Here is a 22,659-nt window from a genome sequence, read left to right on the forward strand (position 1 = left end):
TCTGGGGAGGGAGATTTGTCAGCGGGCTTACCCCCGTTGCGGCAAAGCATAGGCGACCACGTAATCGCCCTCCGGGGTTTCCATGAAGTGATGGCCCGCCGCCACGATCACCAGATACTGGCGGCCGTTCTGCTCGTAGATCATCGGGTTGGCCTGGCCGCCGGCGGGCAGGACATCGGACCAGACGGTCTTGCCCGTCTCGATATCGATGGCGCGGATCAGGTCGTCGGTCGCTGCGGCGATGAAGATCAGGCCGCCCGCCGTGACCACCGAACCGCCGTTGTTCGGCGTGCCGATTTCCAGCGGCAGCATCGAAGGGATGCCGAACGGGCCGTTCTTGCGCGCCGTACCGAACGGACGATCCCACAGGGTCTTGCCGCTTTGCACGTCGATGGCGCGGATGCCGCCGTACGGAGGCTCCTTGCACAGCAGGCCGGTGAAGGGCATCCGCCAGCCGGCGTTGACGTCGATCGCATAGGGCACGCCCATCTGCGGATCGCCCGCGCCCTCGGCCTTGGCGCCCTCGCCATTCGTCTCGGCCTGATAGCGAGGGTCGTCACGGGGGAACCAGCCCAGCTTGTTCGCCTCGGCGCGCGGCACCAGACGATTGTAGTTGGGCATGTCGTTATAGTTGGCGATGATCACGCCGCGACGCGGATCCAGCGCCACGCTGCCCCAATCCGAACCGCCGTTGTAGCCCGGATATTCGATGAAGCGACGGTCGGCGGTCGGGGGCGTGAACTGGCCCTGATACGACGCCTTCTTGAACTGGATGCGGCAGATCATCTGATCGATCGGCGACATGCCCCACATGTCGACTTCGCGCAGGTCAGGCTTGGCCAGGGTGTTGAACAGCGAATAGGGCTGGGTCGCCGAGCGCTGGGCCGGTTCGACGCCGCCGCGCGGCGCCGGACGATCCTGAACGCCGTGCAAGGGCTGGCCCGTGCGGCGATCCAGCACGAAGATTTCGCCGCGCTTGGATGGCAGGATTACCGCAGGCGTCACGCCCCCTGCGGTCGGCATGTCGACCAGCGTAACCTGCGAACCCAGGTCATAGTCCCAGACGTCGCGGCGGACGGTCTGATAGCGCCAGCGCGGCTTGCCGGTCGTGACATCCAGCGCGACCAGGGCGCTGGAATACTGGTTCTCCTGGGGCCGACGCAGCGACGAATAGTAGTCGGCGGCCGAGTTGCCCATGGGCAGATAGACCAGGCCCAAAGCTTCGTCGCCCGTCGCCGTCGTCCACATGTTCGGTGTGCCCGGCGTATAGGTCTGACCGGCCGGCGGAGCGGTGGTGATGTCGGGACGCATCATGTCCCAGGCGAAGCGCAGCTGACCCGTGACGACGTCATAGCCCTGGATGACGCCCGAGGCGTTCCAGCGTTTCTGACCGTCCAGAACCTGATGGCCCGTGACGATGACGCCGCGCACGACGACAGGCGGCGAGGTGATCGACACCATGCCGGGATAGGGATTGCCCATTCCTTCCTTGATGCTGACGGCGCCGTTGGTTCCGAAGGCGGGGCAAGGCACGCCGGTGCGCGCATCGACCGCGATGATGCGGCCGTCCAGCGTGCCTTCGATGATGCGCGTCGCGCAGGGCTGGGCCTGATCGACGTTGGGTGTGGCGTAATAGGTCACGCCCCGGCAGGCGGCGGTGTAGGGGATCTGCTCGTCCGCCACCTTGGGATCATAGGCCCACTTCTGCCGACCTGTGTTGGCGTCCAGGGCGAACATCTTGTTGCGACCCGAGCAGAGATAGACGGTGTCGGCGATCTTCAGCGGCGTGGTCTCGGCGCCGAAGCGCTCGCCGGGCAGATCGCCGGTGCGGAAGGTCCAGGCGCGCTCCAGCTGCCCGACGTTGGTCTTGTTGATCTGATTCAGCGGCGAATAGCGCTGGGCCGCGTCCGATCCGCCATAGGCGGGCCAGTCCATGCCGGCCTTGATCAGGGCGGGGTCGCCGAACGGTCCGCGCGCGCCGGGCACCGGGCTGTCGACGCCGGGGGCATTGATCTGGCCGACCACCAGGCCGAACACGACCGTCAGGGCCGCCAGCCCGAGCGCGCCGAGGCCCGCCGTCTTGCCGCCGCCGCGCGACCGCAGCACAGGCAGCGTCGCCAGCACCAGGAACATCAGCACCAGCGGCCCGACCAGGCGCGGGATCATGGCCCAGCCGTTCAGGCCCTTCTCCCACAGCGCCCAGATCAACGTGGCGACAAAGACCGCGCCATAGAGCCAGGCCCCGCGCACGTCGCGATAGACCAGCAGAAGGCCCGATACGATCAGCGCCAGTCCCGCGATCAGATAATACCAGGAGCCGCCCAGCATCGCGAGCTGAACGCCGCCGACCGTCAGAACCAGACCGATCACGGCCAGCAGGACCCCGAGCAGCAACGTCAGCCATCCCCCAAGGCCGGTCGGGGTTGTCCATCGGGGCATGGGCGCACTCTCTGTGGTCTGCTGAAATCAGTCTTTCGAACGCCTCGAGGCCGCGCCGGTTCCTATTGTCGCACCCCTGGAACAAAATCCTGTTGCGGCGCAAACGGCTACCATCAGCAACTTTTGACGACGAAACGCGTCCGATTGGATGATTTATTCTTTTTGTTTCGCTGAGAACGCCTCGCGGCAATAATATTTGCCTCTAATGCGTCGTTTGCGGCATATGCGAGATATGCATAAGACCCTGAAGCAAGGCGGGACATTCGTCGTCGAACCCCGCCGTCTGTCCAAGGCCTCGGCCGAACTGCGCGCACGCGGTTTCGGCGAGATCACGATTCCGCCCTCCACCGAGACGGCCGAGAAACAGGCGTCGCGCTGCACCGACTGCGGCGTGCCCTTCTGCCAGAACGCCTGCCCGCTTCAGAACAACATCCCCGACTGGCTGCGCCTGTCGGCCGAGAACGAGCCGCGCGAGGCCTGGCGCGTCGCGTCCCTGACCTCGACCATGCCCGAAATCTGCGGCCGCATCTGCCCGCAGGACCGACTGTGCGAGGGGTCGTGCACATTGAACCAGTCCGGCTGGGACGCTGTGACCATCGGCTCGGTCGAGGCCTGGCTGGGCGACCAGGCCTTCGCCAACGGCTGGGTCGAACCCATTCGCCCGGCGGCCGAACGCGGCGAAACGATCGGCATCGTCGGCGCGGGCCCGGCCGGTCTGGCCGCCGCCGACCGCCTGCGCTGCGAGGGCTATCAGGTCACGGTCTATGACCGTCACGACCGCGCCGGCGGGCTGCTGATCTACGGCATCCCCGGCTTCAAGCTGGAAAAGCATGTCGTGCAGCGCCGCGTGGACCGATTGATCGACGGCGGCGTCCAGTTCGTGCTGGGCTGCGAGGTCGGCAAGGACGTGACCCTGACGGAGCTGCGCGACCGCCACGACGTCGTCCTGCTGGCCATGGGCGTCTATCAGCCGCGCATCCTGTCCGCGCCCGGTCGCGGGCCGGATTCGACCGTCGCCGCCCTGTCCTATCTGACCCATCAGAACCGGCGCGACCTGGGCGACGCCGAACAGGACGGATGGCACGAGGCGCGCGGCAAGCGGGTCGTCGTCATCGGCGGCGGCGACACCGCGATGGACTGCGTCCGCACCGCCGTCCGGCAAGGCGCAGCCAGCGTCACCTGCCTGTATCGTCGTGATCGCGAGAACATGCCGGGCTCGGCCCGCGAAGTCGTCAACGCCGAGGAAGAAGGCGTCGTCTTCGAATGGCTGGCCGCACCAAAGGCCCTGCTGTCGCAAGGCGACCAGGTCACGGGCGTACGCGCTGCGCGTATGCAGTTGACGGAAGGCCTGCCCGGCCAGCGTCGCGACATCGTGCCGGTTCCCGGCGCCGACTTCGACGTGCCGGCCGACATCGTCATAGAGGCCCTAGGCTTCTCGCCCGAGCCGTTCGCGGCGCATGAGGCCAATTTGCGCCTACGCGACGACGGCACCATCAAGGTGGGTTCGGTCAGCTTCGCCACCAGCCTGCCCGGCGTCTTCGCCGCCGGCGACGCCGTGCGCGGCGCCTCGCTCGTCGTCTGGGCCGTCCGCGAAGGCCAGGACGCCGCCGCCGAGATCGACCGCTACTTCAAGACCCGCACCGAGGAGGTCGCGGCATGACCTGGTTAGACAAGTACAACGACACCCGCGACCGGCTGGAAGCCGGGAACGCCTATGACCGCGCCTCCGAGCGGGACGCCTGCGGCGTGGGCCTGGTCTGCTCCATCGACGGCACGCCGCGCCGCGACGTGGTCGAATATGCGATCCGCAGCCTGAAGGCCGTGGCCCACCGCGGCGCGGTCGATCCCGACGGCCTGTCGGGCGACGGCGCCGGCATCATGGCCGAGCTGCCGCAAGGCTTCTTCGCCGAACAGGTGGCCTCGATCGGTCAGTCCCTGCGTCCCGGCCCGATCTGCGTCGGCCAGGTCTTCCTGCCGCGCACCGATCTCGGCGCCCAGGACCGCGCCCGCGCCATCGTCGAAACCGAGGCCCTGCGCGCCGGCTTCTGGATCTACGGCTGGCGTCAGACGCCGATCGACCTGTCGGTCGTCGGGACCAAGGCCGGCGCCACCCGGCCCGAGATCGAACAGATCATGCTGGCCCCGCCGCTGGACGACGCGGGCCAACCGCTAGACGGCGAGGCGCTGGAGCGCGAACTGTATCTGTGCCGCCGCCGCATCGAAAAGACGGTCAAGACCGAGAACCTGGCCGGCGTTTATATCTGCACCCTGTCCGCGCGCTCCATCGCCTACAAGGGCATGGTGCGGGCCGAGTTGCTGGGCGACCTGTATCCCGACCTGGAAGACCCGCGCTTCGTCTCGGCCTACGCGGTCTTCCACCAGCGTTATTCGACCAATACCTTCCCCGAATGGAAGCTGGCCCAGCCCTTCCGCATGATGGCCCACAACGGCGAGATCAACACGCTGAAGGGCAACCTCAACTGGATGAAGTCGCACGAAATCCGCATGGCCGCACAGGCCTTCGGCGACCGCGACCGCGAGGTGAAGCCGGTGGTTCAGCCGGGCGGGTCGGACTCGGCGGCCCTGGACAATGTCATGGAGGTGCTGGTCCACGCCGGTCGCCCTGCGCCGATGGCCAAGGCCCTGCTGATCCCCGAGGCCTGGGCCAAGGACGACGTGGTCATGCCCGCCGAACACCGGGCCTTCTACGCCTATTGCAACGCGGTGATGGAGCCGTGGGACGGCCCGGCCGCCATCTGCGCCGCCGACGGCCGATGGATCGTGGCGGGCAAGGACCGCAACGGCCTGCGTCCCCTGCGCGCCGTCGAGACGGTCGATGGTCTGCTAATGGCGGGCTCCGAAGCGGGCCTGGTGCCCATCCCCGAAAGCCGGGTGAAGCGCCGCCTGCACATCGGCCCCGGCAAGCTGATCGCCGTCGATATGAAGCACGGCCGCGTCTATGACGAGCATGAGGCCATCGACGCCCTGTCCGCCGCCCACCCCTATACCGAGTGGCTGGACAATATGGTGGATCTGGAGCCGATCATCGGCCCCGGACCCGAGCCGCGCTCGGCCTCGGGCGAGGCCCTGACCCGTCGTCAGATCGCCGCCGGATACAGCCGCGAGGACCTCGACCTGCTGCTGGACGCCCTGGTGCGTGACGGCAAGGAGGCTGTCGGCTCCATGGGCGACGACGCCCCGCCTGCCGTGCTGTCGGCCCTGCCCCGCCCGCTGTCGCATTACTTCCGCCAGAACTTCAGCCAGGTCACCAATCCGCCCATCGACCCCCTGCGTGAAGCGGGCGCCATGAGCCTGAAGACCCGGTTCAAGAACCTGGGCAACATCCTGGCCGAGGAAGAGGCCCAGACCGATGTCTTCGTGCTGGACAGTCCCGTCCTGACCAACGGCATGTACGAGCGGATGATCGACACGGTCGGCGCCGGCTCCACCGTGGTCATCGACTGCAGCTATGACGTTCCCTCGGACGAGGCCCGTCCGGGCGCCGGCCTGCGCGCCGCGCTGGACCGCATCATGGACGAGGCCGAGGCCGCCGCCCGCGACGGCGCCGCCTTGATCGTGCTGACCGACCAGGCCGGCTCGGCGGATCGTCTGGCCGCGCCGATGATCCTGGCCACGGCCGGGGTCCACGGCCGCCTGACCAAGGCCGGCCTGCGCTCCTACTGCTCGATCGTGGTCCGCACCGCCGAGACGCTGGACCCGCACGGTTTCGCCGTCCTGGTCGGGGTCGGCGCCACCACCGTCAACGCCTGGCTGGCCCAGGACCTGTTCCAGGAGCGTCTGGACCGGGGCCTGTATCCCGGCCTGACGCTGCGCGACGCCTGCCTGAACTACAAGGCCGGCATCGAGGCGGGCCTGCTGAAGACCCTGGCCCGCAAGGGGATCAGCGTCATCTCCGCCTATCGCGGCGGCTGCGAGTTCGAGGTGCTGGGCCTGTCGCGCGCCCTGACCGCCGAGTTCTTCCCCGGCGCCCCGTCGCGCATCTCCGGCATCGGCCTGGCCGGTCTGGAGCAGGCGGCGATGAAGCGGCACCGCATCGCCTGGGGCGAGGCCGTGCCCTCGCCCGCCATCGGCGGCTTCTTCAAGATCCGTTCGGGCGGCGAGGCCCACGCCCACGAGGCCAGGACCATCCACTTGCTGCAGGACGCCTGCAACCGGGGCGACTATCGCCGCTTCAAGCAGTTCTCCGAGGTCGTCCGCGCCCAGGCCGACCTGTCCCTGCGCGACCTGCTGGACTTCCGCGAAGGCGCGCCCATTCCGCTGGACCAGGTCGAGAGCGTGTCGGACATCCGCCGGCGCTTCCTGACCCAGGCCATGTCGCTGGGCGCACTTGGCCCCGAGGCGCATGAGACGCTGAACATCGCCATGAACCGCATCGGCGCCCGCTCGGTCTCGGGCGAGGGCGGTGAGGATCCCGAACGCTATCACCCGCGTCCTAATGGCGACGACGCCAACTCGGCGGTGAAACAGGTGGCCTCTGGCCGGTTCGGCGTCACGGCCGAATATCTGAACCAGTGCCGCGAGATCGAGATCAAAGTCGCCCAGGGCGCCAAGCCCGGCGAGGGCGGGCAACTGCCCGGCTTCAAGGTCACCGAGTTCATCGCCCGGATGCGCCACGCCGTGCCCGGAACGACCCTGATCAGTCCGCCCCCGCACCACGACATCTATTCGATCGAGGACCTGGCCCAGCTCATCTATGACCTGAAGGCCATCAACCCCGATGCGCGGGTGACGGTGAAACTGGTGTCCGCCTCGGGCATCGGCGCCATCGCCTCGGGCGTGGCCAAGGCCAACGCCGACGCCATCCTGATCGCCGGCCACAACGGCGGCACCGGCGCCTCGCCCCAGACCTCGATCAAACACGCCGGCCTGCCGTGGGAGATCGGCCTGGCCGAGGCTCATCAGGTGCTGACGCTGAACAATCTGCGCGGCTCGGTCACGCTGAGGACCGACGGGGGCGTCCGCACCGGCCGCGACGTGGTCATCGCCGCCATGCTGGGTGCCGAGGAATACGGTGTCGGCACCGCCGCCCTGATCGCCATGGGCTGTCTGATGGTGCGGCAATGCCATTCCAACACCTGTCCCGTCGGCGTCTGCTCTCAGGACGAGCGGCTGCGCGAGAAGTTCACCGGCACGCCCGACAAGGTCGTGAACCTGTTCACCTTCATCGCCGAGGAGACGCGCGAGATCCTGGCCTCCATCGGCGCGCGCACGATGGACGAGATCATCGGCCGCACCGACCTGCTGCGTCAGGTCCGTCGCGGCGGCTCGCACTTGGACGACCTGGACCTGAACCCCCTGCTGGTTCAGGTGGACGAGGGCGCGGCCGGCAAATGGGCCGACAAGACGACGCGCAAGCCCATCGCCGACAGCCTGGACGCCGCCGTGCTGAAGGACGCCGTCCGCTTCCTGGATCGTGGCCAGACGCTGGAGCTGTCCTATCCGCTGAACAACACCCAGCGCACGGTCGGCGCGGCCCTGTCCTCGGCCATCGTGCGCCGCTTCGGCGCGCAAGGCCCGGCGGGCCGGCTGAAGCTGCGGCTGGAAGGCATCGCAGGTCAGAGCTTCGGCGCCTTTGCGGCCAAGGGTCTGGAACTGCACCTGACGGGCGAAGCCAACGACTATGTCGGCAAGGGGCTGTCGGGGGCCGAAATCTCGATCCGTACGCCGGAATGGCGCGAGGATCAGCTGATCTGCGGCAACACCACCCTGTATGGCGCGACCTCCGGCCGGCTGTTCGTCGCCGGCGCGGCGGGCGAGCGGTTTGCGGTCAGGAACTCGGGCGCCGAGGCCGTGGTCGAGGGCCTGGGCGCGCACGGCTGCGAATATATGACCGGCGGGCGCGTGGTCGTCCTGGGTTCGGTCGGCTGGAACCTGGCGGCGGGCATGAGCGGCGGCGAGCTGTTCGTGCTGGACCAACCCGGCCATGCCGAGCGCGCTTTGAACGGCGACCTGGCGGGCGTGACCGACATCGACGCAGAGGCGGCCGATCGACTGAAGGGCCTGATCGAGGCCCATCTGGCGGCGACAGCTTCACCCCTGGCGCGGCGTCTGCTGGCGGATTGGGACAACAGTCTGAACCGCTTCGTCCGCATCGTGCCCCTGACCGACATCGTCGCCCGCACGGAACGCCTCAAGACCTCCGCCTGATCTCCGCCGTCCGCCTCAGAAAGACGCCATGACCCGACCCGCCGCCCTCGCCGTCACGCTCGTCGCCGGGGCGGCGGCCTTCGCCTCACCGGCCCTGGCGGCCCCGGCCCTGCTGGCGCATCAGTCGCCGCTGGTCATCGATACGGCGGCGACCGCCTGGATCCTGACCTCGACGGCGCTGGTGCTGCTGATGACCCTGCCGGGTCTGGCCCTGTTCTACGGCGGCATGGTCAGGAAGAAGAACATCATCAGCGTGGTCGCCCAGTCGGCAGCCGCCTTCGCCATCGTCTCGGTCCTGTGGTTCCTGGTCGGCTACAGCCTGTCGTTCGGCAAGGGGCCGGACGCGATCAACGGCTTCATCGGCGGGGTGCAGGCGGCCTTCCTCAACGGCGTGACGGCCCAGACGGCCCACAGCCTGCTGCCCGGCCTGCCCGAACTGCTGTTCGTCGCCTTCCAGATGACCTTCGCCATCATCACCCCGGCCCTGATCGCCGGCGCCTTCGCCGAGCGGATGAAGTTCTCGGCCAGCCTGCTGTTCTTTGGCCTGTGGCACCTGATCGTCTATGCGCCGATCTGTCATCAGGTCTGGGGCGGCGGCTATCTGGGCGGGCTGGGCGTGCTCGACTTCGCAGGCGGCGCGGTCGTCCACGTCAACGCCGGTATAGCCGGCCTGGTCTGCGCCCTGGTGCTGGGGCCGCGTCACGGCTTCGGGCGCGACAACATGGCCCCCGCCAACCTGGTCTATAGCGCCATCGGCACAGGCCTGCTGCTGGTCGGCTGGCTCGGCTTCAATGCGGGGTCAGCAGGCGCGGCGGATGCGCTGGCCGCCACGGCCGCCTTCAACACCATCTTGGCCGCCGGCAGCGCCGCCCTTGGCTGGATGACCGTCGAATGGTTCGACCGCAAGCGCCCGACCCTGCTTGGCCTGCTGTCGGGCGTCGTCGGCGGTCTGGTCGCCATCACCCCCGCCGCCGGCTTCGTCGATCCCAAGGGGGCCTTCTTCATCGGCCTGATCGGCGGCCCGGCCTGTTATGCGGGCGCGGTCTGGCTGAAGCACGCGCTGAAATACGATGACAGCCTGGACGCCTTCGGGGTTCACGGTGTGGGCGGCATCGTTGGCGCCCTGCTGACCGGCGTCTTCGCCACCACGACCGTCAACGCCCTGTCGGAGGGGGCGACCGTGTGGAAACAGGCCGTCGGCCTGGTCGGCGTCATCGCCTGGAGCGCGGCGGGCACCTTCGTCGTCCTGATGATCTGCAAGTTCACCACGGGCCTGCGCGTCACCAAGGATGAAGAGGTCGAGGGGCTGGACTATACCCAGCACGGCGAGGCCATCCACTGACCCCACAGGGGCTGCCGGTTGATCCCGCCCACGCCAGCCCCCATCTTCATCTGTGACGGACGGTCTTGCCGATTGCGGGAGACCGACCGCTCGGTCGCTGACGCAAGGACCCCAGATGACGACGACGCGCACCCTCCTGTTCGACAGCCCCTTTCTGTTGGGCTTCGACCACACCCGCGCCCTGATCGACCGCGCCGCCAAGGCCGCGGCCGAAAGCTATCCGCCCTACAATGTCGAACAGATCGGCGATGCGGGCGTCCGCATCAGCCTGGCCGTCGCCGGGTTCGCGCCGGACGAACTGGCTATCACCCTGGACGGCCGCCAGCTGACCATCGCCGGCAAGCGCGACGACGCCGGCAGGGGTGAACAGGCCTTTCTGCACCGCGGCATCGCGGCGCGTGGCTTCGTTCGCAACTTCGTCCTGGCCGACGGGCTGGAGGTCGAGGGCGCCCGGCTGGAGCACGGCCTGCTCCACGTCGATCTGATCCGGCCCGAGGCCGAGCGCCAGGTGCGGCGCATTCCGATCACGGCTGGGTGAAAACCACAGCCATTCGAACCGCCCGGCGATCCGGGCGTTGTCAAAACTGAAGGAGGCGGTCCTAATGACGCCGATGACGATGACCAAGGAAGACTTCGCAGGACTGGGCGCCCCCGACCTGGTGTATGTGCGCGAAATCAAGGCCTCGGACCTGCTTGAAGAAGCGGTCGAGATCAAGGACGTGGATCTGAACCCCGGCCAGATGCTCTATGCCGTACACAGCGCCGACGGCGAGCGTCTGGCGGTCATGATCGACCGCGACACCGCCTTCGCCGCCGCCGTGGCGCACGAGCTGGAGCCGGTTTCCGTTCATTGATCTGATGGATGGCGGCGCGCAGGCGCCGCCGTTCAGGCCGCCGTCGCGGCCGTGCCGTCCTTGACGAACAGGGCGCGGATCGCATCGGTCGTGCGCGCCTGTCTCAGTTGCTCACGCAGTTCGGGCGACCGCAGCGCGCGCGACACCGCCGCCAATGCGCGCAGATGCTCCGCGCCCGCCTTGGGCGGGGCGAACAGGCCGACGATCAGATCGACCGGCCGGTCGTCCACCGCATCATAGGCCACAGGCGTATCCAGCCGCACGAACACCGTCGTCACCTTCTCGACCTCGGTGAGACGCGCGTGCGGCACCGCGACCCCGGATCCCAGCCCGGTCGATCCCAGCGTCTCGCGTTCCATCAAGGCGTCGAAGATGCGGGCTTCGTCGAGGCCCAGCGCATGCGACGCCGCCTCGGCCAGGGCATGAAGCGCCTGTCGCTTGGACGACGCGCCGCTGCGCAGCACCACGCCCTTGGGCGCGAGCAGATCACCGATGTCCATTACACAACCTCGATACACGCAGCAGACAACGGCGCGGCCGCCCGTTTAGAGACAACCGCGCCGAAGTCAAACTGAGGCTTAGTTCACCGAACCGTTGGACTTGGCCGTCCGTTCGGGATCGATCCATCCCACATTGCCGTCCGGACGACGATAGACGACCGCTAGACCACCGTGGGCCGCATTGCGGAACAGCACGACCGGATAGCCCGTCATGTCCAGCTCCAGCACAGCCCGTCCGACTGTGATGGTGCGGATTTCGTGCTCGGTCTCGGCGATGACCATGCCCACCGGCGGCGGGCCGTCGTTCTCGCCGGTTTCGCCGAAGACGTCGTCTTCCACGCTGTCGGGATCACGCAGCACGATGCTGCGTGCGACTTCGCGGGCGGCGTTTTCGGTCTTCTCGGGCGACAGACCCTTGGGTCCGATGTGGTGGTCCTTGAGCCGGCGCTTGTAGCGGCGAACCCGCTTTTCGAGCCGATCCAGCGCCTCGGTGAAGGCCGAGTGGGCGTCGCCGCCCATTCCGGTCGTCACCAGGGTCTGGCCCGACGCGAGGCGGACCCAACAGTCCACCTTGAAGTTGTGGCCGTCCTTGGACACCACGACCTCGGCGTCTTCACCGCCTCGGGCGAAGTATTTTCCGACCCCGTCTTCGAGTTCCTGGGAGATGCGCGAGCCTAACGCTTCGCCGACATCCACTTGCTTGCCGCTGACTTGGACTTGCATGCCGATAGAACGCGCCCGACCCGATTTGGTGTCAATCCAGATCACCGATTTGTGGTCACGCTTGGCTGTGGATTTCAGCCGGTCTTCATCATCCGGCGGCGCTCGACCGAGGACGGAATCCTCAAGGCTTCCCGATATTTGGCCACGGTGCGGCGGGCGATGTCGATGCCCGTTTCCTTCAGGATTTCCACGATCCTGTCGTCGGACAAAACGTCGCCCTCCAGCCCCTCGCCGTCGATCATGGATTTGATCTTGTGACGGACGGCTTCGGCCGAATGGGTTGAGGCGCCGTCCACCGACTGGATGGCGGCGGTGAAGAAGAATTTCAGCTCAAACACGCCCCGCGGCGTGGCGATGTATTTGTTCGAGGTGACGCGGCTGACCGTGGATTCGTGCATGCCGATGGCGTCGGCGACGGTCTTCAGATTGAGCGGCCTCAGGAACTCGACGCCGAACGCTAGGAAGGCGTCCTGCTGGCGCACGATCTCGGATGAGACCTTCAGAATGGTCTTGGCCCGCTGATCCAGCGACTTGACCAGCCAGTTGGCCTGGGCGGCGCAGTCGGCGACGAAGGTCTTTTCGGTATCCGATCGCGCGCCGGCCTGAACCAGGCCGTGATAGCGCTTGTCGACCAACAGGCGCGGCAGGGTGTCGGCGTTCAGCTCGACCCGCCAGCCGCCGGCGGGGTCCGGCCTCACATGCACATCGGGCACGACCGTCTGCGCCGGCTCGCCGCCGAACCCGGCGCCCGGACGCGGCGTCAGCGCCCGCAGTTCGGCGATCATGTCGGTCAGGTCCTCGCCATCCACCTCGCAGACGCGGCGCAGGCCCGCCAGATCGCGCTTGGCCAGCAGGTCCAGGTTGTCCAGCAGCGCCGCCATCGCCGGATCGAACCGGTTGCGCTCGATCAGTTGCAGTTTCAGGCATTCCGGCACCGACCGCGCCATGATCCCGGTCGGCTCAAAGCCGTGACAAACGCTCAGCACCGCCTCGATCCGCTCCAGCGGCACGCCCAGCCGGTCGGCGAATTCGGTCAGTTCTCCGCGCAGATAGCCGCCCTCGTCGGTCGCATCGATCAGGGTCAGGGCGATGCCGTGGTCGGCCGGCGTCAGGCCCGCGCTCGACGCCTGGGCCTGAAGATGTTCCCACAAGGTCAGCTCGTGCGCGTCGGGCCGCTCGCCCTCGCCCTCGAACATCTGGCCGCCCTTGCCGGCGCTGGACCAGTCCGACAGGCCCGGCTGCGCTTCGTCAGTCATCCGGTCGCTGGTGCGCTCGCCCGGCGCGGCGTCGCCATAGACATCGTCCGAACCCGCATCCATGCCGGACACGGCCTCATGGCCGACCCCGTCGCCGAACGACATTTCACCGTCCGCCGTCGCCTCGACGCGCTCGACCGGCTCGGGCGCATCCCCCTCCGGCTCCTCGCGTTGCAGCAGCGGATTGCGTTCCAGCTCGGCCTCGACGAAGTCCTCCAGCTCGAGGTTCGACAGTTGCAGCAGCTTGATCGCCTGCTGCAGCTGGGGCGTGATGACCAGCCCCTGCCCCTGCCTGACCTCTAATCGCTGCCCGATCACGTTCGACATCTTCCCGCCCGGCCGCCGAGTGGCCCGGAACTTGCTGGGACAGAATGTCGCCGAACCGGTTAACGCGAGACGAACGCGCTTTTTGTCTCCTCCCCATTTCATGGGGAGGTGGCGCGGCGCGTCCTTCAAGCGCCGTGACGGAGGGGGTCTTCACCGCATCGCTAGCGCTCGTGGGGCTCAAAAGAACCCCTCCACCACGCTGCGCGCGGTCCCCCTCCCCACAAGTGGGGAGGAGACGAGGCGGATCAGATGTAGTTTTCGCCCAGATACACCCGGCGCACTTCGGCGTCGTGGATCGCCTCGTCGGACGTGCCTTCGAACAGCACCGCGCCGTTCGAGATGATCGACACCCGGTCGGTGATGTCCAGGGTCTCGCGCACATTGTGGTCGGTGATCAGCACGCCGATGCCCTGGCTGGCCAGATAGCGGATCACGGTGCGGATGTCGGCGATGGCCAGGGGGTCGATGCCGGCGAAGGGTTCGTCTAGCAGCATGAAGGACGGACGGCCGGCCAGCGCCCGCGCGATCTCCACCCGCCGACGCTCGCCGCCCGAGAGCGCCGTGGCCCGCGCGTGGCGTAAATGGTCGATGTGCAGTTCGTTCAGCAGCCGGTCGGTCTCGGCGCGGATCTGGTCGCGCGGATAGTTCAGCTCGACCACCGCCTTGACGTTCTGCTCGACCGTCATGCCGCGAAAGATCGAGGCTTCCTGCGCCAAGTAACCCAGGCCCATGCGGCTGCGCTGATACATCGGCTGGCCGGTGATGTTCTCGCCGTCCAGCCAGATCGCGCCCGAATCCGGCGGGATCAGGCCGGTGATCATGTAAAAGCAGGTCGTCTTGCCGGCCCCGTTGGGACCCAGCAGGCCCGCGACCTCGCCGCGCTGCACCGTCAGGGACACGTCGCGCACGACCTGACGCTGGCCGAACGACCGCGCCAGGTTCATCACCCGCAGGCCCTTTTCCGCAGGCGCGGCCGCCACGGCGGCCGGTTGCGGCCGCTCATCCAGGTTCAGGGCTGACAGTTCCTTGCGCGCCAAATGCTCAGGTCCGTGACGGCCAGACGGCCTCAGTTCGAGTTGGGATAGAAGACGCCCTGCACGCGGCTTCCGGCGGCGCCGCGCGGCGCACCGTCCATGCGGGCAGTTTCGGTGTTGATGTTGTAGACAAGGCGCGAGCCGGTCAGGACGTTCTTGCCCTGGGTCAGGATGACGTTGCCCGTCACCACGATCTCGCCGTTGCCCAGGTTGTAGACGGCGCGGTCGCCGCGCATCGACTGGTCGGGCGTCACGAAATAGACGGTGCCGCTGGCCTCGGCGCGTTGCAGATCGCCGCCTTCGCCGCTGACCAGGGTCAGGGTGTCGGCGCGAAAGCGGTTGCCGCCCTGCGTCGCCTCGGCCCGGCCGCGCAGGATGATGCGGTTGGGGGCGTATTCGACCGAGTCCGCGCCATAGGCGACAGGCTGATTGGTCGCCTGGGCTTGGGCATCGACCAGGGCCGGCATGCCCACGACGGCGGCCGCCGCGACGACGGCCAGCGTCTTCGAAATCTTCGTCACGATCATCCGCCTGACCCCTTGGGCGTCAGAACGCCCTTCACCTTGTTATCGCCTGCGCCGTCAAACACGACGCGCTGTCCCTGATCGTAGATCGCATAGGACGATGCGTTGATGGTTCCAATAGGGCCGGAACCCTGAACGCCCTTTGAACCGGTGACGTTTCCGGTCGAGGTGTCGACCACCGCCTCGGGCGTGGTCAGGACGAAGCCCGTGCCGCCGTCCGAAATGCGCACGTTCGGGCCGATCGTCACCGTCTTCGCCTGCTCATCATAGATGCCGCCGTCGGCGGTCAGTTCCGTGACCTTGCGCCCGCCCAGGTTCAGCTTCAGCGCCGGGCCGATCAGTTTGAACTTGCCGGTCTTGGGATCGCGCACGGCGCCTTGCGCGCCGACGGTGAAGGCGCGCCCCTGCGCGTCCTGACCGTGGAACAGGGGCGCATCCAAGCGGACCTCCTGGCTCTGGCTGGCCTTGCGCTCAACGCCCGACATGACGGTGCGGAACACGGTCCAGGTCAGGGCGCCGCCCGCCAGCACCAGGATGACGATCGGCAGGACGCGGCGATAAAGCTTCACCCGCCGCGAGCGCGCGCGCCAGCGGGCGCCGGCCAGGGCGACCCTGGCCTCGTCGGCCTCGATGCGGGACTGTTCGCCGTGTTCGGTCAAGCGCGCCTCAGCTGTGGGCGAAGATGTCGGTCTCGTCCCAGCCGGCCAGGTCGAGCGCCGACCGCGTCGGCAGGAAGTCGAAACATTCAGCAGCCAGTTCGGTTCGCCCTTCGCGCGCCAGCATCATATCCAGCTTGGCTTTCGCCGCGTGAAGATACAGGACATCCGACGCCGCATAGTCCAGCTGCGCCTGGCTCAGCGTCTCGGCGCCCCAGTCCGAGGACTGCTGCGCCTTGGACAGGTCCACACCCACCGTCTCGCGCACCACATCCTTCAGCCCGTGCCGGTCGGTATAGGTGCGCGCCAGCTTGGAGGCGATCTTGGTGCAATAGACCGGCCGCGTCTCGACGTCGAGGTGCAGCAGGAACATGCCGATGTCGAATCGGCCGAAATGGAAGATCTTGGTCACCGCCGGATCAGTCAGCACCCGCTTAAGGTTCGGACAGTCATAGGCGGGCCGGTTCAGCCGCACGACATGGGCGTTTCCGTCGCCCGACGACAGCTGCACCACGCACAGCGGATCGCGGCGAAAACGCAGGCCCATCGTCTCGGAATCGATGGCGACCTCGGACCCCAGGTCCAGATCGTCGGGCAGGTCGCCCTCATGCAGGTAAACGGTCATGCTCAGGCTCTTACACGGCGAACGCGGCGCGCGAAACGGCCTACAGCAATGCTGAGCGCCGCGCGCCGCATTCCCAAAACGACCTCAAGCAGGAATGCGCCGCGCGCATTCCGATAGGCCAAAACAAAGAAAGCGCCGCACCGTTCGGTGCGACGCTTTCTGAAAGATGGTGCCCAGAAGAGGACTCGAACCTCCACGGCCGTTAAGCCACTGGCACCTGAAGCCAGCGCGTCTACCAATTCCGCCATCTGGGCCCCGTCGGCAGCGCCTTGCGGCGTTTCCATCGGGAAGGCGCGGACCTCTAAGGGAGGCTCCGGGCGGGGTCAACAAGGATTTTTCGCCTTTGCGAGATTTCTTGCGCACGCGGCGCGGCAAGCCTGGCCGCAGATCATTTTCGATCCGCGTTCGACGACGACTTAATGGGCGCTAAGCCTGTTTTCTAACCCCGTCTTGAGGCCAGGTCGCCTACAAGCGCCTGATGGCGGACCCGTCTCTCAGCCCCCCTGCGCCAGAGCGCTTCGCCACGGAGCGCCGCGCCCGGCCGCGCGCGCCGTTCCGCCAGAACCGGCGCGCCCACGAGCGGGTCACGATCTTGGGTCAACCGATGGATCTGGTGAAGCCCGAAGAGGTGCTGCACCACATTCAGCAGGCGGTGCGACAGGGGGCAAAGAGCCTGATCGCCAATCACAATCTGCACAGCCTTTATCTGATGCAGAAGCGGCCTGAACTCGGCGCCTTCTACGACAAGGCGGATCTGATCGAGGTCGATTCGACGCCGCTGCTGGCCTTCTCGCGCGCCGTGGGCCTGCACAGCCGGGGCTTTCACCGCTGCACCTATCTGGACTGGCGCGACCATTTCTGGAGTGTGGCGAACCGTCAGGGCTGGCGCGTCCTGTCCGTCGGCGGCGCGCCCGGCGTCGGCGACGAGGCGGCCCGCCGGCTGAAGGCCCGCTATCCGGACGCCGACATCGCCATCCACCACGGCTTCTTCGACGCCCGGCCCGGGTCGTCCGAGAACGCCGCCGTCCTGGATCGGATCACGGCCTTCCAGCCCCATATCCTGTTCGTCGGCATGGGGATGCCGCGCCAGGAGCTATGGATCGCCGAAAACTTCGAGCGCCTGCCCGATTGCGTCATCCTGTCGGTCGGCGCCGCCTTCGACTATGAGGCGGGGGTTCAAAGCGCGGCCCCGCGCTGGATGGGACGCGCCGGCGTCGAATGGGCCTATCGCCTGCTGCACGATCCCAAACGGCTGTTCGTCCGCTACTGCGTCGAGCCCTGGACGCTGCTCCCGCTGGCCCTGCGCGACATCGGCCAGGCCAGGGGTCGCAGCCGCTGATCACGTTATTCCTACTGGCCAGATAGATATTTATCGCCATGATCCCTCTGGACCGCCGCGTGTTATCGACAGCGACGGAAACGGAAAACGGGGGTGCGCGTGCCGCAGCAGAATGGACCGCATGTCGCCATCGTCGGCGCGGGTTTCAGCGGCTTGCTGACCGCCGTCAATCTGCTGAAGGCCTCGCGCGATGTGCGCGTCACCCTGATCGAACGGCGCGGCGTTTTCGGTCCCGGCACCGCCTATGACACCGGAAATCCCGGCCATCTGCTGAACGTCCGCCTGGACAATATGAGCGCTTTTCCCGACAAGCCCAGCCACCTCGCCGACTGGTTGGCCGAACAGCCGTCGTGGCGCGCCCAAGACGGCTTCATCACCCGCGGCGTCTATGGCGACTATCTTCAGGCCTTGCTGGACGAGGCGCTGGACGACGCCCCCGACCGACTGAACCTGATCGGCGCCGAGGCTCAGTCCATCGATCGCCAGGGCGACGGCTGGCGTATCCTGACCAGCGACGGAGAGGTCGCGGCCGATCAGGTCGTGCTGGCGCTGGGCAATCTGGAGCCCGCCTCGCCCCCCGGCGTCGAGGACGCGGTGCGCGCCTCCCCTGCCTATGTCGAAAACCCCTGGCGGTTCGATCCTCAGACGGCGCGCGACGCCCGCAATGTCCTGCTGATCGGTTCGGGGCTGACGATGGTGGATGCGGCCATCACCCTGCGCCGGCCCGGACGCCGCCTGACCGCCCTGTCGCGTCACGGGCTTTTGCCGCGCGCCCACGCGACTGTCCCGCCCACGCCCTATGTCGGCGCGTTTTCGGGCAGCCCCGCCGAAATCCTGCGTCAGATCCGCGCCGCGACAGCCGAGGCCGATTGGCGCGCCGTGTTCGACCGCCTGCGCCATTCCGCGCGCGACATTTGGCGCGGCTGGTCGCGGGTCGAGCGCGGCCGCTTCTTGCGCCATCTGCGCCCCCTGTGGGATGTGCATCGCCACCGCCTGTCGCCCGGCCCGGCGCGCGACATTCATTCCATGCTGGCCGGCGGCGAGCTGACGATCCTGGCCGGCAAGCTGACCGAGCTGAAGGCGACCGACGTCATCGAGGTCTCGTGGCGTCCGCGCGGAAAGAAGCGCGCCATCAAGGAGCGGTTCGACCTGGTCGTGAACTGCACCGGGCCGCTGGGCGTGATCTCAAAGAGCACCGAACCAATGATCCGCGACATCCTCGACAAGGGTTACGGACGCCCCGACCCCTTGGGCCTGGGCCTGCAGGTCGATGACGAGGGCGGTCTGCTGGACGGGGCGGGCGCCCCCGCGCGGGGCCTTCACGCCATCGGCCCCCTGACGCGCGGCGCCTTCTGGGAGATGACGGCCGTGCCCGACCTGCGCGGCCAGGCCCGCGATCTCGCCGCCCGTATTCTGTCGGACCGCCCCTAGACCCGAACAACCGACACGTTTAGCCTTCACACCTGAAGCGATCAGGGGCGATGACATTGGAGGCAAGAAGAGGCATCGGCCTGCTGGTCGCGATCCTGTCGCTGGGCCTGACGGCCTTTGCGCCTCAGAGCGTATCGGACTATCGCCTCGCCTCCGCCGACAAGGTGCGCATCGACGTCTTCGGCGAGGCGGCGCTGGGCGGCGAGTTCGTGATCGACGCCAACGGCCGGATCGCCCTGCCCCTGATCGGCGAGGTCCAGGTTGCGGGTCTGACGAGCGCCCAGCTTCAGGACGCCGTCGCTCAAGCCTTGAGCCAGGGCTATCTGAACCAGCCGCGCGTCACCGCCCAGGTCCTGACCTATCGGCCGATCTACATCCTGGGCGAGGTCAATCGGCCGGGAGAATACCCCTATCTGCCGGAACTGACGGTGCTGAACGCCGTGGCGACGGCGCAAGGCTTCACCTATCGCGCCAACACGCGCCGCGTCTTCGTGCGTCGCGCCGGATCACAGGTCGAAGAGGCCCAGCCGCTGACCGCCGATGCGCGTGTTTCGCCCGGCGACACCCTGCGAATCGGCGAACGCTACTTCTGACCCGCCGTCAGATCGGCATGGCCATGATTTCCTTATAGGCGGAAATCACCTGGTCGCGGACTGAGATCACCGTTTCCAGGGAAGCCTCGGCCGAACTCAGCGCCGTGACCACATCGATCAAATTGCCCTGGCCCTGGACCGAGCGGGTCATCTGGGTTTCGGCCGCGCGCGACTGCTGGGTCATGTCGGTCATAGCGTTCTTGACCAGGTCGGCGAAGCCGCCGTCCCCGACGCCGGGCGCCTGGGCTGCTGTCGGCATGGCGCCGCCCTGGACGGCGGCATAGGCCTTGGCGGCCATCATCGGATTCATGGCCTAGTCCTCAGCGTTTGATGATGTCGAGGGTGCGGCTGTCCATCGACCGCGCCGTCTCGATGACGTTCAGATTGGCCTCATAGGCGCGCTGCGCCTCGCGCATGTCCATCGCCTCGACCAGGGTGTCGACATTGGGCCGCATCACATAGCCCTGCGCGTTCGCGGCCGGGTGCGACGGGTCATAGTCCATCTTGAAGTCGCCCTGGTCGGGCCTGACCTCGGCCAGGGTGACGCCGGTCGCCCCATCGACCTCGCGCGCCTGGAAGACCGGGATCTGGCGGCGATAGGGCTCGCCGCCCGGCGTGCGCGCCGTCGACTGGGCGTTGGCGATGTTCTCGGCGATCACGCGCATGCGCGACTGCTGCGCCTTCAGGGCCGAGGCCGCCACCGCCATGGCGCTGTTCGAAGGGGGGATGGGATCAGGCATGGGTCAGTCCTTCTCGGCCATCGGCTCAGGCGCCCGGCCGCTTGGCGGCCATGCGGATCATGGACATGGATTTCTGGTAGAAGCCGATGGCGGCGTCATACGCCATGCGGCTCTCGGCCATCTTCAGCATCTGCTCTTCGACCACCACCGAATTGCCGTCCAGCGTGGTCTCCGAATCGGGGGCCTTGGTCGGGGCGAACCGGACCGGCGAACCGGCCGGCGCGATATGGGCCGCGTTGGTGCGCACCATCTGCAGCCCCCCGCCCGAGCGCATGGCGGCGGCGAAGTCGGTCGGTTGTTTGAGGTCGCGCCCGACGAAGCCCGGCGTATCGGCGTTGGCGACGTTCTCGGCGATGACCCGCTGGCGTGCGTCCAGCCAGCCCAGCCGGCCCTTGATCTGCCCCAGCAGCGGTATGTCGGCGACGCCCATGGCGGTCTCCCGTGCGACGCGAATGCGCGCGATGGGCAGAAAATGCCGCCTGGATGGTTAATAGGGGGTTATCTCAACGGGTCGTTAACCGTGGTGGTTAACATTCGCGGCCTGAGCGCGGACTGCGCGGGGCCTTTGCAGCGTCATGAATTTCCTCGATCTCGCCCGGGCGGTCTTCGGCCTGGCCTTCACCCTCGGCCTGATCGGGATCGCGGCCTGGGCTGCGCGCCGCTATGCTCCACAAATCCTGGCCCGGCTGAATGCGGAGCGCGGCGAGCGCCGGCTTCAGGTCGTCGAGACCCTGGTGCTGGACCCCGCCCGTCGTCTCGTTCTGGTCCGCGTCGACGACGAGGAACGGCTGATCCTGCTGGGCGAAGGCCGTGAACTGATCGAGCCGCGTCAGACCCCTCTCGGCAAAATGGGAGGCGGCCTGTGAAGCCAGCCGTCTTCGTCAAGCCGACCGGCACCGAGCTGAAACGCGCGGCCCTGCTGTCGCTGTTCACCACCCTGGTCTGTCTGGCCTGGCCCGTCGCGGCCCTGGCTCAGCAGGCGGCGCAAAGCGGCTCGGCGCTGAACATCGACCTGGGCACCGGAGCCGGCCTGACCCAGCGGGTGGTCCAGCTGGTCGGTCTGATGACCGTCCTCTCCTTGGCGCCGTCGATCGTCATCATGACGACCAGCTTCGTGCGGATCATCGTGGTCCTGTCGCTGCTGCGCACGGCGCTGGGCCTGCAACAGTCGCCGCCGAACGCCGTCCTGGTGTCGCTGTCGCTGTTCCTCAGCGCCATCGTCATGGCCCCGACCTGGCAGGACGCCTATGATTCGGGCATCCGTCCCCTGATGGATCAGCAGATCGAACTGCCCCAGGCCTTCGATCAGGCGTCCGAACCCGTAAAAACCTTCATGCTGGCCCAGGTGGACCGCGGGGACCTCGCCCTGTTCACCCGTCTCTCAAAGATCGACCCGCCCCAGAACGTCCAGGACCTGCCCCTGCGCGTGGTCACCCCGGCCTTCATGATCAGCGAGCTGAAGAAGGCCTTCGAAATCGGATTTCTCCTTTTCGTTCCGTTCCTTGTGATCGATCTGGTGGTGGCCAGCGTGCTGATGTCCATGGGCATGATGATGCTCCCTCCGGTGGTGGTCTCCCTCCCCTTCAAGTTGATCTTCTTCGTGCTGGTGGACGGCTGGCGATTGGTCGCCGGAAGCCTGGTCGAGAGCTTCCAGCGGGCGTCCGGTACCGGATAATCCCCCGCCCCATATGGCTTTAAGCGTCATCGGCGCTTGCAAAGCGTACGGAAATCCGTGTTGATCCCCCGGTCCTCGCTCGGAATCGGGCGACTAACACTGGAAACGCTTCTTATGACCACTCAAGCCGAACTGATCGCCGCCGTCGCCAAGGACGCTGGTGTTTCGCAGGCCGACGCCGGCAAGGTGCTGACCGCGATCGTCGAAAACATCCACTCGACCCTGAAGGCGGGCGGCGACATCCGCATCTCGAACCTGGGCGTCTTCGACACCGCCGACCGCGCTGAGCGCGAAGGCCGCAACCCGGCTACCGGCGCGACCATCAAGATCGCCGCCTCCAAGGCCGTGCGCTTCCGCGTCTCCAAGCCGCTGAAGGACGCCGTCAACGGCTAAGCCTTTTCGGTCCTGCGATGCAGGACCGGCAATGCTCGAC

Annotated in this window: 22 protein-coding genes and 1 tRNA gene; 11 read left to right on the forward strand and 12 right to left on the reverse strand. The window is 67.4% G+C overall.

From position 1 onward, the window contains the following. Nucleotides 1-27: 27 nt before the first annotated feature. Nucleotides 28-2,439 (reverse strand): membrane-bound PQQ-dependent dehydrogenase, glucose/quinate/shikimate family, encoded by a 2,412-nt coding sequence (locus ASF81_RS06270; RefSeq protein WP_055806373.1) that lies wholly within the window; start codon nucleotides 2,437-2,439, stop codon nucleotides 28-30. Between the two features lie 232 nt (nucleotides 2,440-2,671). Here ASF81_RS06270 and ASF81_RS06275 point away from each other — a divergent pair, with 232 nt between their 5' ends. The 5 genes from ASF81_RS06275 (at nucleotide 2,672) to ASF81_RS06295 (ending at nucleotide 10,803) form a co-directional block, all read left to right on the forward strand. Further along, entirely contained in the window at nucleotides 2,672-4,099 is a 1,428-nt protein-coding gene (locus ASF81_RS06275) for an NAD(P)-dependent oxidoreductase (protein ID WP_055806376.1), read from the forward strand. Continuing rightward, entirely contained in the window at nucleotides 4,096-8,607 is a 4,512-nt protein-coding gene (gene gltB / locus ASF81_RS06280) for a glutamate synthase large subunit (protein ID WP_055806379.1), read from the forward strand. Before ASF81_RS06275 ends, gltB begins: the two co-directional genes overlap by 4 nt. A gap of 28 nt (nucleotides 8,608-8,635) precedes the next feature. Next, the gene (locus ASF81_RS06285) at nucleotides 8,636-9,949 is read left to right on the forward strand and encodes an ammonium transporter (protein ID WP_055806382.1); all 1,314 of its coding nucleotides are present in this window, start codon (nucleotides 8,636-8,638) and stop codon (nucleotides 9,947-9,949) included. A gap of 115 nt (nucleotides 9,950-10,064) precedes the next feature. Then, on the forward strand, nucleotides 10,065-10,487 hold the full coding sequence (locus ASF81_RS06290) for an Hsp20 family protein (RefSeq protein WP_039244752.1): 423 nt from the start codon (nucleotides 10,065-10,067) through the stop codon (nucleotides 10,485-10,487). A 64-nt stretch (nucleotides 10,488-10,551) separates the two neighbouring features. Then, a complete protein-coding gene (locus ASF81_RS06295) occupies nucleotides 10,552-10,803 on the forward strand; it encodes a DUF1150 domain-containing protein (RefSeq protein ID WP_017506777.1) in 252 nt (83 codons plus the stop codon). A 32-nt stretch (nucleotides 10,804-10,835) separates the two neighbouring features. Here ASF81_RS06295 and ptsN read toward each other — a convergent pair whose 3' ends face one another. The 8 genes from ptsN to ASF81_RS06335 all read right to left on the reverse strand — a co-directional run bounded on the left by ptsN (nucleotide 10,836) and on the right by ASF81_RS06335 (nucleotide 16,702). After that, nucleotides 10,836-11,303, reverse strand: a complete 468-nt coding sequence (gene ptsN / locus ASF81_RS06300; RefSeq protein WP_055806384.1) for a PTS IIA-like nitrogen regulatory protein PtsN — start codon at nucleotides 11,301-11,303, stop codon at nucleotides 10,836-10,838. 78 nt (nucleotides 11,304-11,381) lie between these two features. After that, nucleotides 11,382-12,026 (reverse strand): ribosome hibernation-promoting factor, HPF/YfiA family, encoded by a 645-nt coding sequence (gene hpf, locus ASF81_RS06305; RefSeq protein ID WP_055806388.1) that lies wholly within the window; start codon nucleotides 12,024-12,026, stop codon nucleotides 11,382-11,384. 74 nt (nucleotides 12,027-12,100) lie between these two features. Continuing rightward, on the reverse strand, nucleotides 12,101-13,609 hold the full coding sequence (rpoN, locus tag ASF81_RS06310) for an RNA polymerase factor sigma-54 (protein ID WP_055806392.1): 1,509 nt from the start codon (nucleotides 13,607-13,609) through the stop codon (nucleotides 12,101-12,103). A 245-nt stretch (nucleotides 13,610-13,854) separates the two neighbouring features. Continuing rightward, the gene (gene lptB, locus ASF81_RS06315; RefSeq protein ID WP_055806395.1) at nucleotides 13,855-14,646 is read right to left on the reverse strand and encodes an LPS export ABC transporter ATP-binding protein; all 792 of its coding nucleotides are present in this window, start codon (nucleotides 14,644-14,646) and stop codon (nucleotides 13,855-13,857) included. A gap of 29 nt (nucleotides 14,647-14,675) precedes the next feature. After that, nucleotides 14,676-15,170, reverse strand: coding sequence for an LptA/OstA family protein (locus tag ASF81_RS06320; RefSeq protein ID WP_045809724.1), 495 nt, complete (start codon nucleotides 15,168-15,170; stop codon nucleotides 14,676-14,678). Continuing rightward, nucleotides 15,167-15,826 (reverse strand): LPS export ABC transporter periplasmic protein LptC, encoded by a 660-nt coding sequence (gene lptC / locus ASF81_RS06325; protein ID WP_055806398.1) that lies wholly within the window; start codon nucleotides 15,824-15,826, stop codon nucleotides 15,167-15,169. Before lptC ends, ASF81_RS06320 begins: the two co-directional genes overlap by 4 nt. A 7-nt stretch (nucleotides 15,827-15,833) precedes the next feature. Then, a complete protein-coding gene (locus ASF81_RS06330) occupies nucleotides 15,834-16,448 on the reverse strand; it encodes a ribonuclease D (RefSeq protein WP_055806400.1) in 615 nt (204 codons plus the stop codon). 167 nt (nucleotides 16,449-16,615) lie between these two features. Continuing rightward, a tRNA-Leu gene (locus ASF81_RS06335) sits at nucleotides 16,616-16,702 on the reverse strand. Nucleotides 16,703-16,926: 224 nt separating this feature from the next. Here ASF81_RS06335 and ASF81_RS06340 point away from each other — a divergent pair. The 3 genes from ASF81_RS06340 to ASF81_RS14790 all read left to right on the forward strand — a co-directional run bounded on the left by ASF81_RS06340 (nucleotide 16,927) and on the right by ASF81_RS14790 (nucleotide 19,811). Beyond that, nucleotides 16,927-17,787: a WecB/TagA/CpsF family glycosyltransferase gene (locus tag ASF81_RS06340; RefSeq protein ID WP_055806404.1), complete on the forward strand. Its 861-nt coding sequence runs from the start codon at nucleotides 16,927-16,929 to the stop codon at nucleotides 17,785-17,787. A gap of 93 nt (nucleotides 17,788-17,880) precedes the next feature. Next, nucleotides 17,881-19,218, forward strand: coding sequence for an FAD/NAD(P)-binding protein (locus tag ASF81_RS06345; RefSeq protein WP_055806407.1), 1,338 nt, complete (start codon nucleotides 17,881-17,883; stop codon nucleotides 19,216-19,218). A 50-nt stretch (nucleotides 19,219-19,268) separates the two neighbouring features. Continuing rightward, nucleotides 19,269-19,811 carry a polysaccharide biosynthesis/export family protein gene (locus tag ASF81_RS14790; protein ID WP_200932895.1) on the forward strand — a complete coding sequence of 181 codons (543 nt, stop codon included), beginning with the start codon at nucleotides 19,269-19,271 and terminating at the stop codon, nucleotides 19,809-19,811. Between the two features lie 7 nt (nucleotides 19,812-19,818). Here the strand turns inward: ASF81_RS14790 and ASF81_RS06355 are convergent, their stop codons facing one another. Genes ASF81_RS06355 through flgB form a run of 3 tightly spaced genes read right to left on the reverse strand, consistent with a single transcriptional unit; the run spans nucleotide 19,819 to nucleotide 20,981 of the window. Continuing rightward, on the reverse strand, nucleotides 19,819-20,121 hold the full coding sequence (locus ASF81_RS06355; protein ID WP_045809720.1) for a flagellar hook-basal body complex protein FliE: 303 nt from the start codon (nucleotides 20,119-20,121) through the stop codon (nucleotides 19,819-19,821). A 10-nt stretch (nucleotides 20,122-20,131) separates the two neighbouring features. After that, a complete protein-coding gene (flgC, locus tag ASF81_RS06360; protein ID WP_369796239.1) occupies nucleotides 20,132-20,551 on the reverse strand; it encodes a flagellar basal body rod protein FlgC in 420 nt (139 codons plus the stop codon). Between the two features lie 25 nt (nucleotides 20,552-20,576). Continuing rightward, on the reverse strand, nucleotides 20,577-20,981 hold the full coding sequence (gene flgB, locus ASF81_RS06365) for a flagellar basal body rod protein FlgB (RefSeq protein ID WP_017506835.1): 405 nt from the start codon (nucleotides 20,979-20,981) through the stop codon (nucleotides 20,577-20,579). Nucleotides 20,982-21,126: 145 nt separating this feature from the next. Between flgB and ASF81_RS06370 the strand changes: the two genes are divergently transcribed. The 3 genes from ASF81_RS06370 to ASF81_RS06380 all read left to right on the forward strand — a co-directional run bounded on the left by ASF81_RS06370 (nucleotide 21,127) and on the right by ASF81_RS06380 (nucleotide 22,619). Continuing rightward, nucleotides 21,127-21,417: a flagellar biosynthetic protein FliO gene (locus tag ASF81_RS06370; protein ID WP_055806411.1), complete on the forward strand. Its 291-nt coding sequence runs from the start codon at nucleotides 21,127-21,129 to the stop codon at nucleotides 21,415-21,417. Beyond that, nucleotides 21,414-22,226, forward strand: coding sequence for a flagellar type III secretion system pore protein FliP (gene fliP / locus ASF81_RS06375; protein WP_055806414.1), 813 nt, complete (start codon nucleotides 21,414-21,416; stop codon nucleotides 22,224-22,226). Before ASF81_RS06370 ends, fliP begins: the two co-directional genes overlap by 4 nt. A gap of 114 nt (nucleotides 22,227-22,340) precedes the next feature. Further along, the gene (locus tag ASF81_RS06380) at nucleotides 22,341-22,619 is read left to right on the forward strand and encodes an HU family DNA-binding protein (RefSeq protein WP_055806417.1); all 279 of its coding nucleotides are present in this window, start codon (nucleotides 22,341-22,343) and stop codon (nucleotides 22,617-22,619) included. Nucleotides 22,620-22,659: the final 40 nt, after the last annotated feature.

It is taken from the genome of Brevundimonas sp. Leaf168 (assembly GCF_001423685.1).
GTDB classification, from domain to species: Bacteria; Pseudomonadota; Alphaproteobacteria; order Caulobacterales; family Caulobacteraceae; genus Brevundimonas; species Brevundimonas vesicularis_C.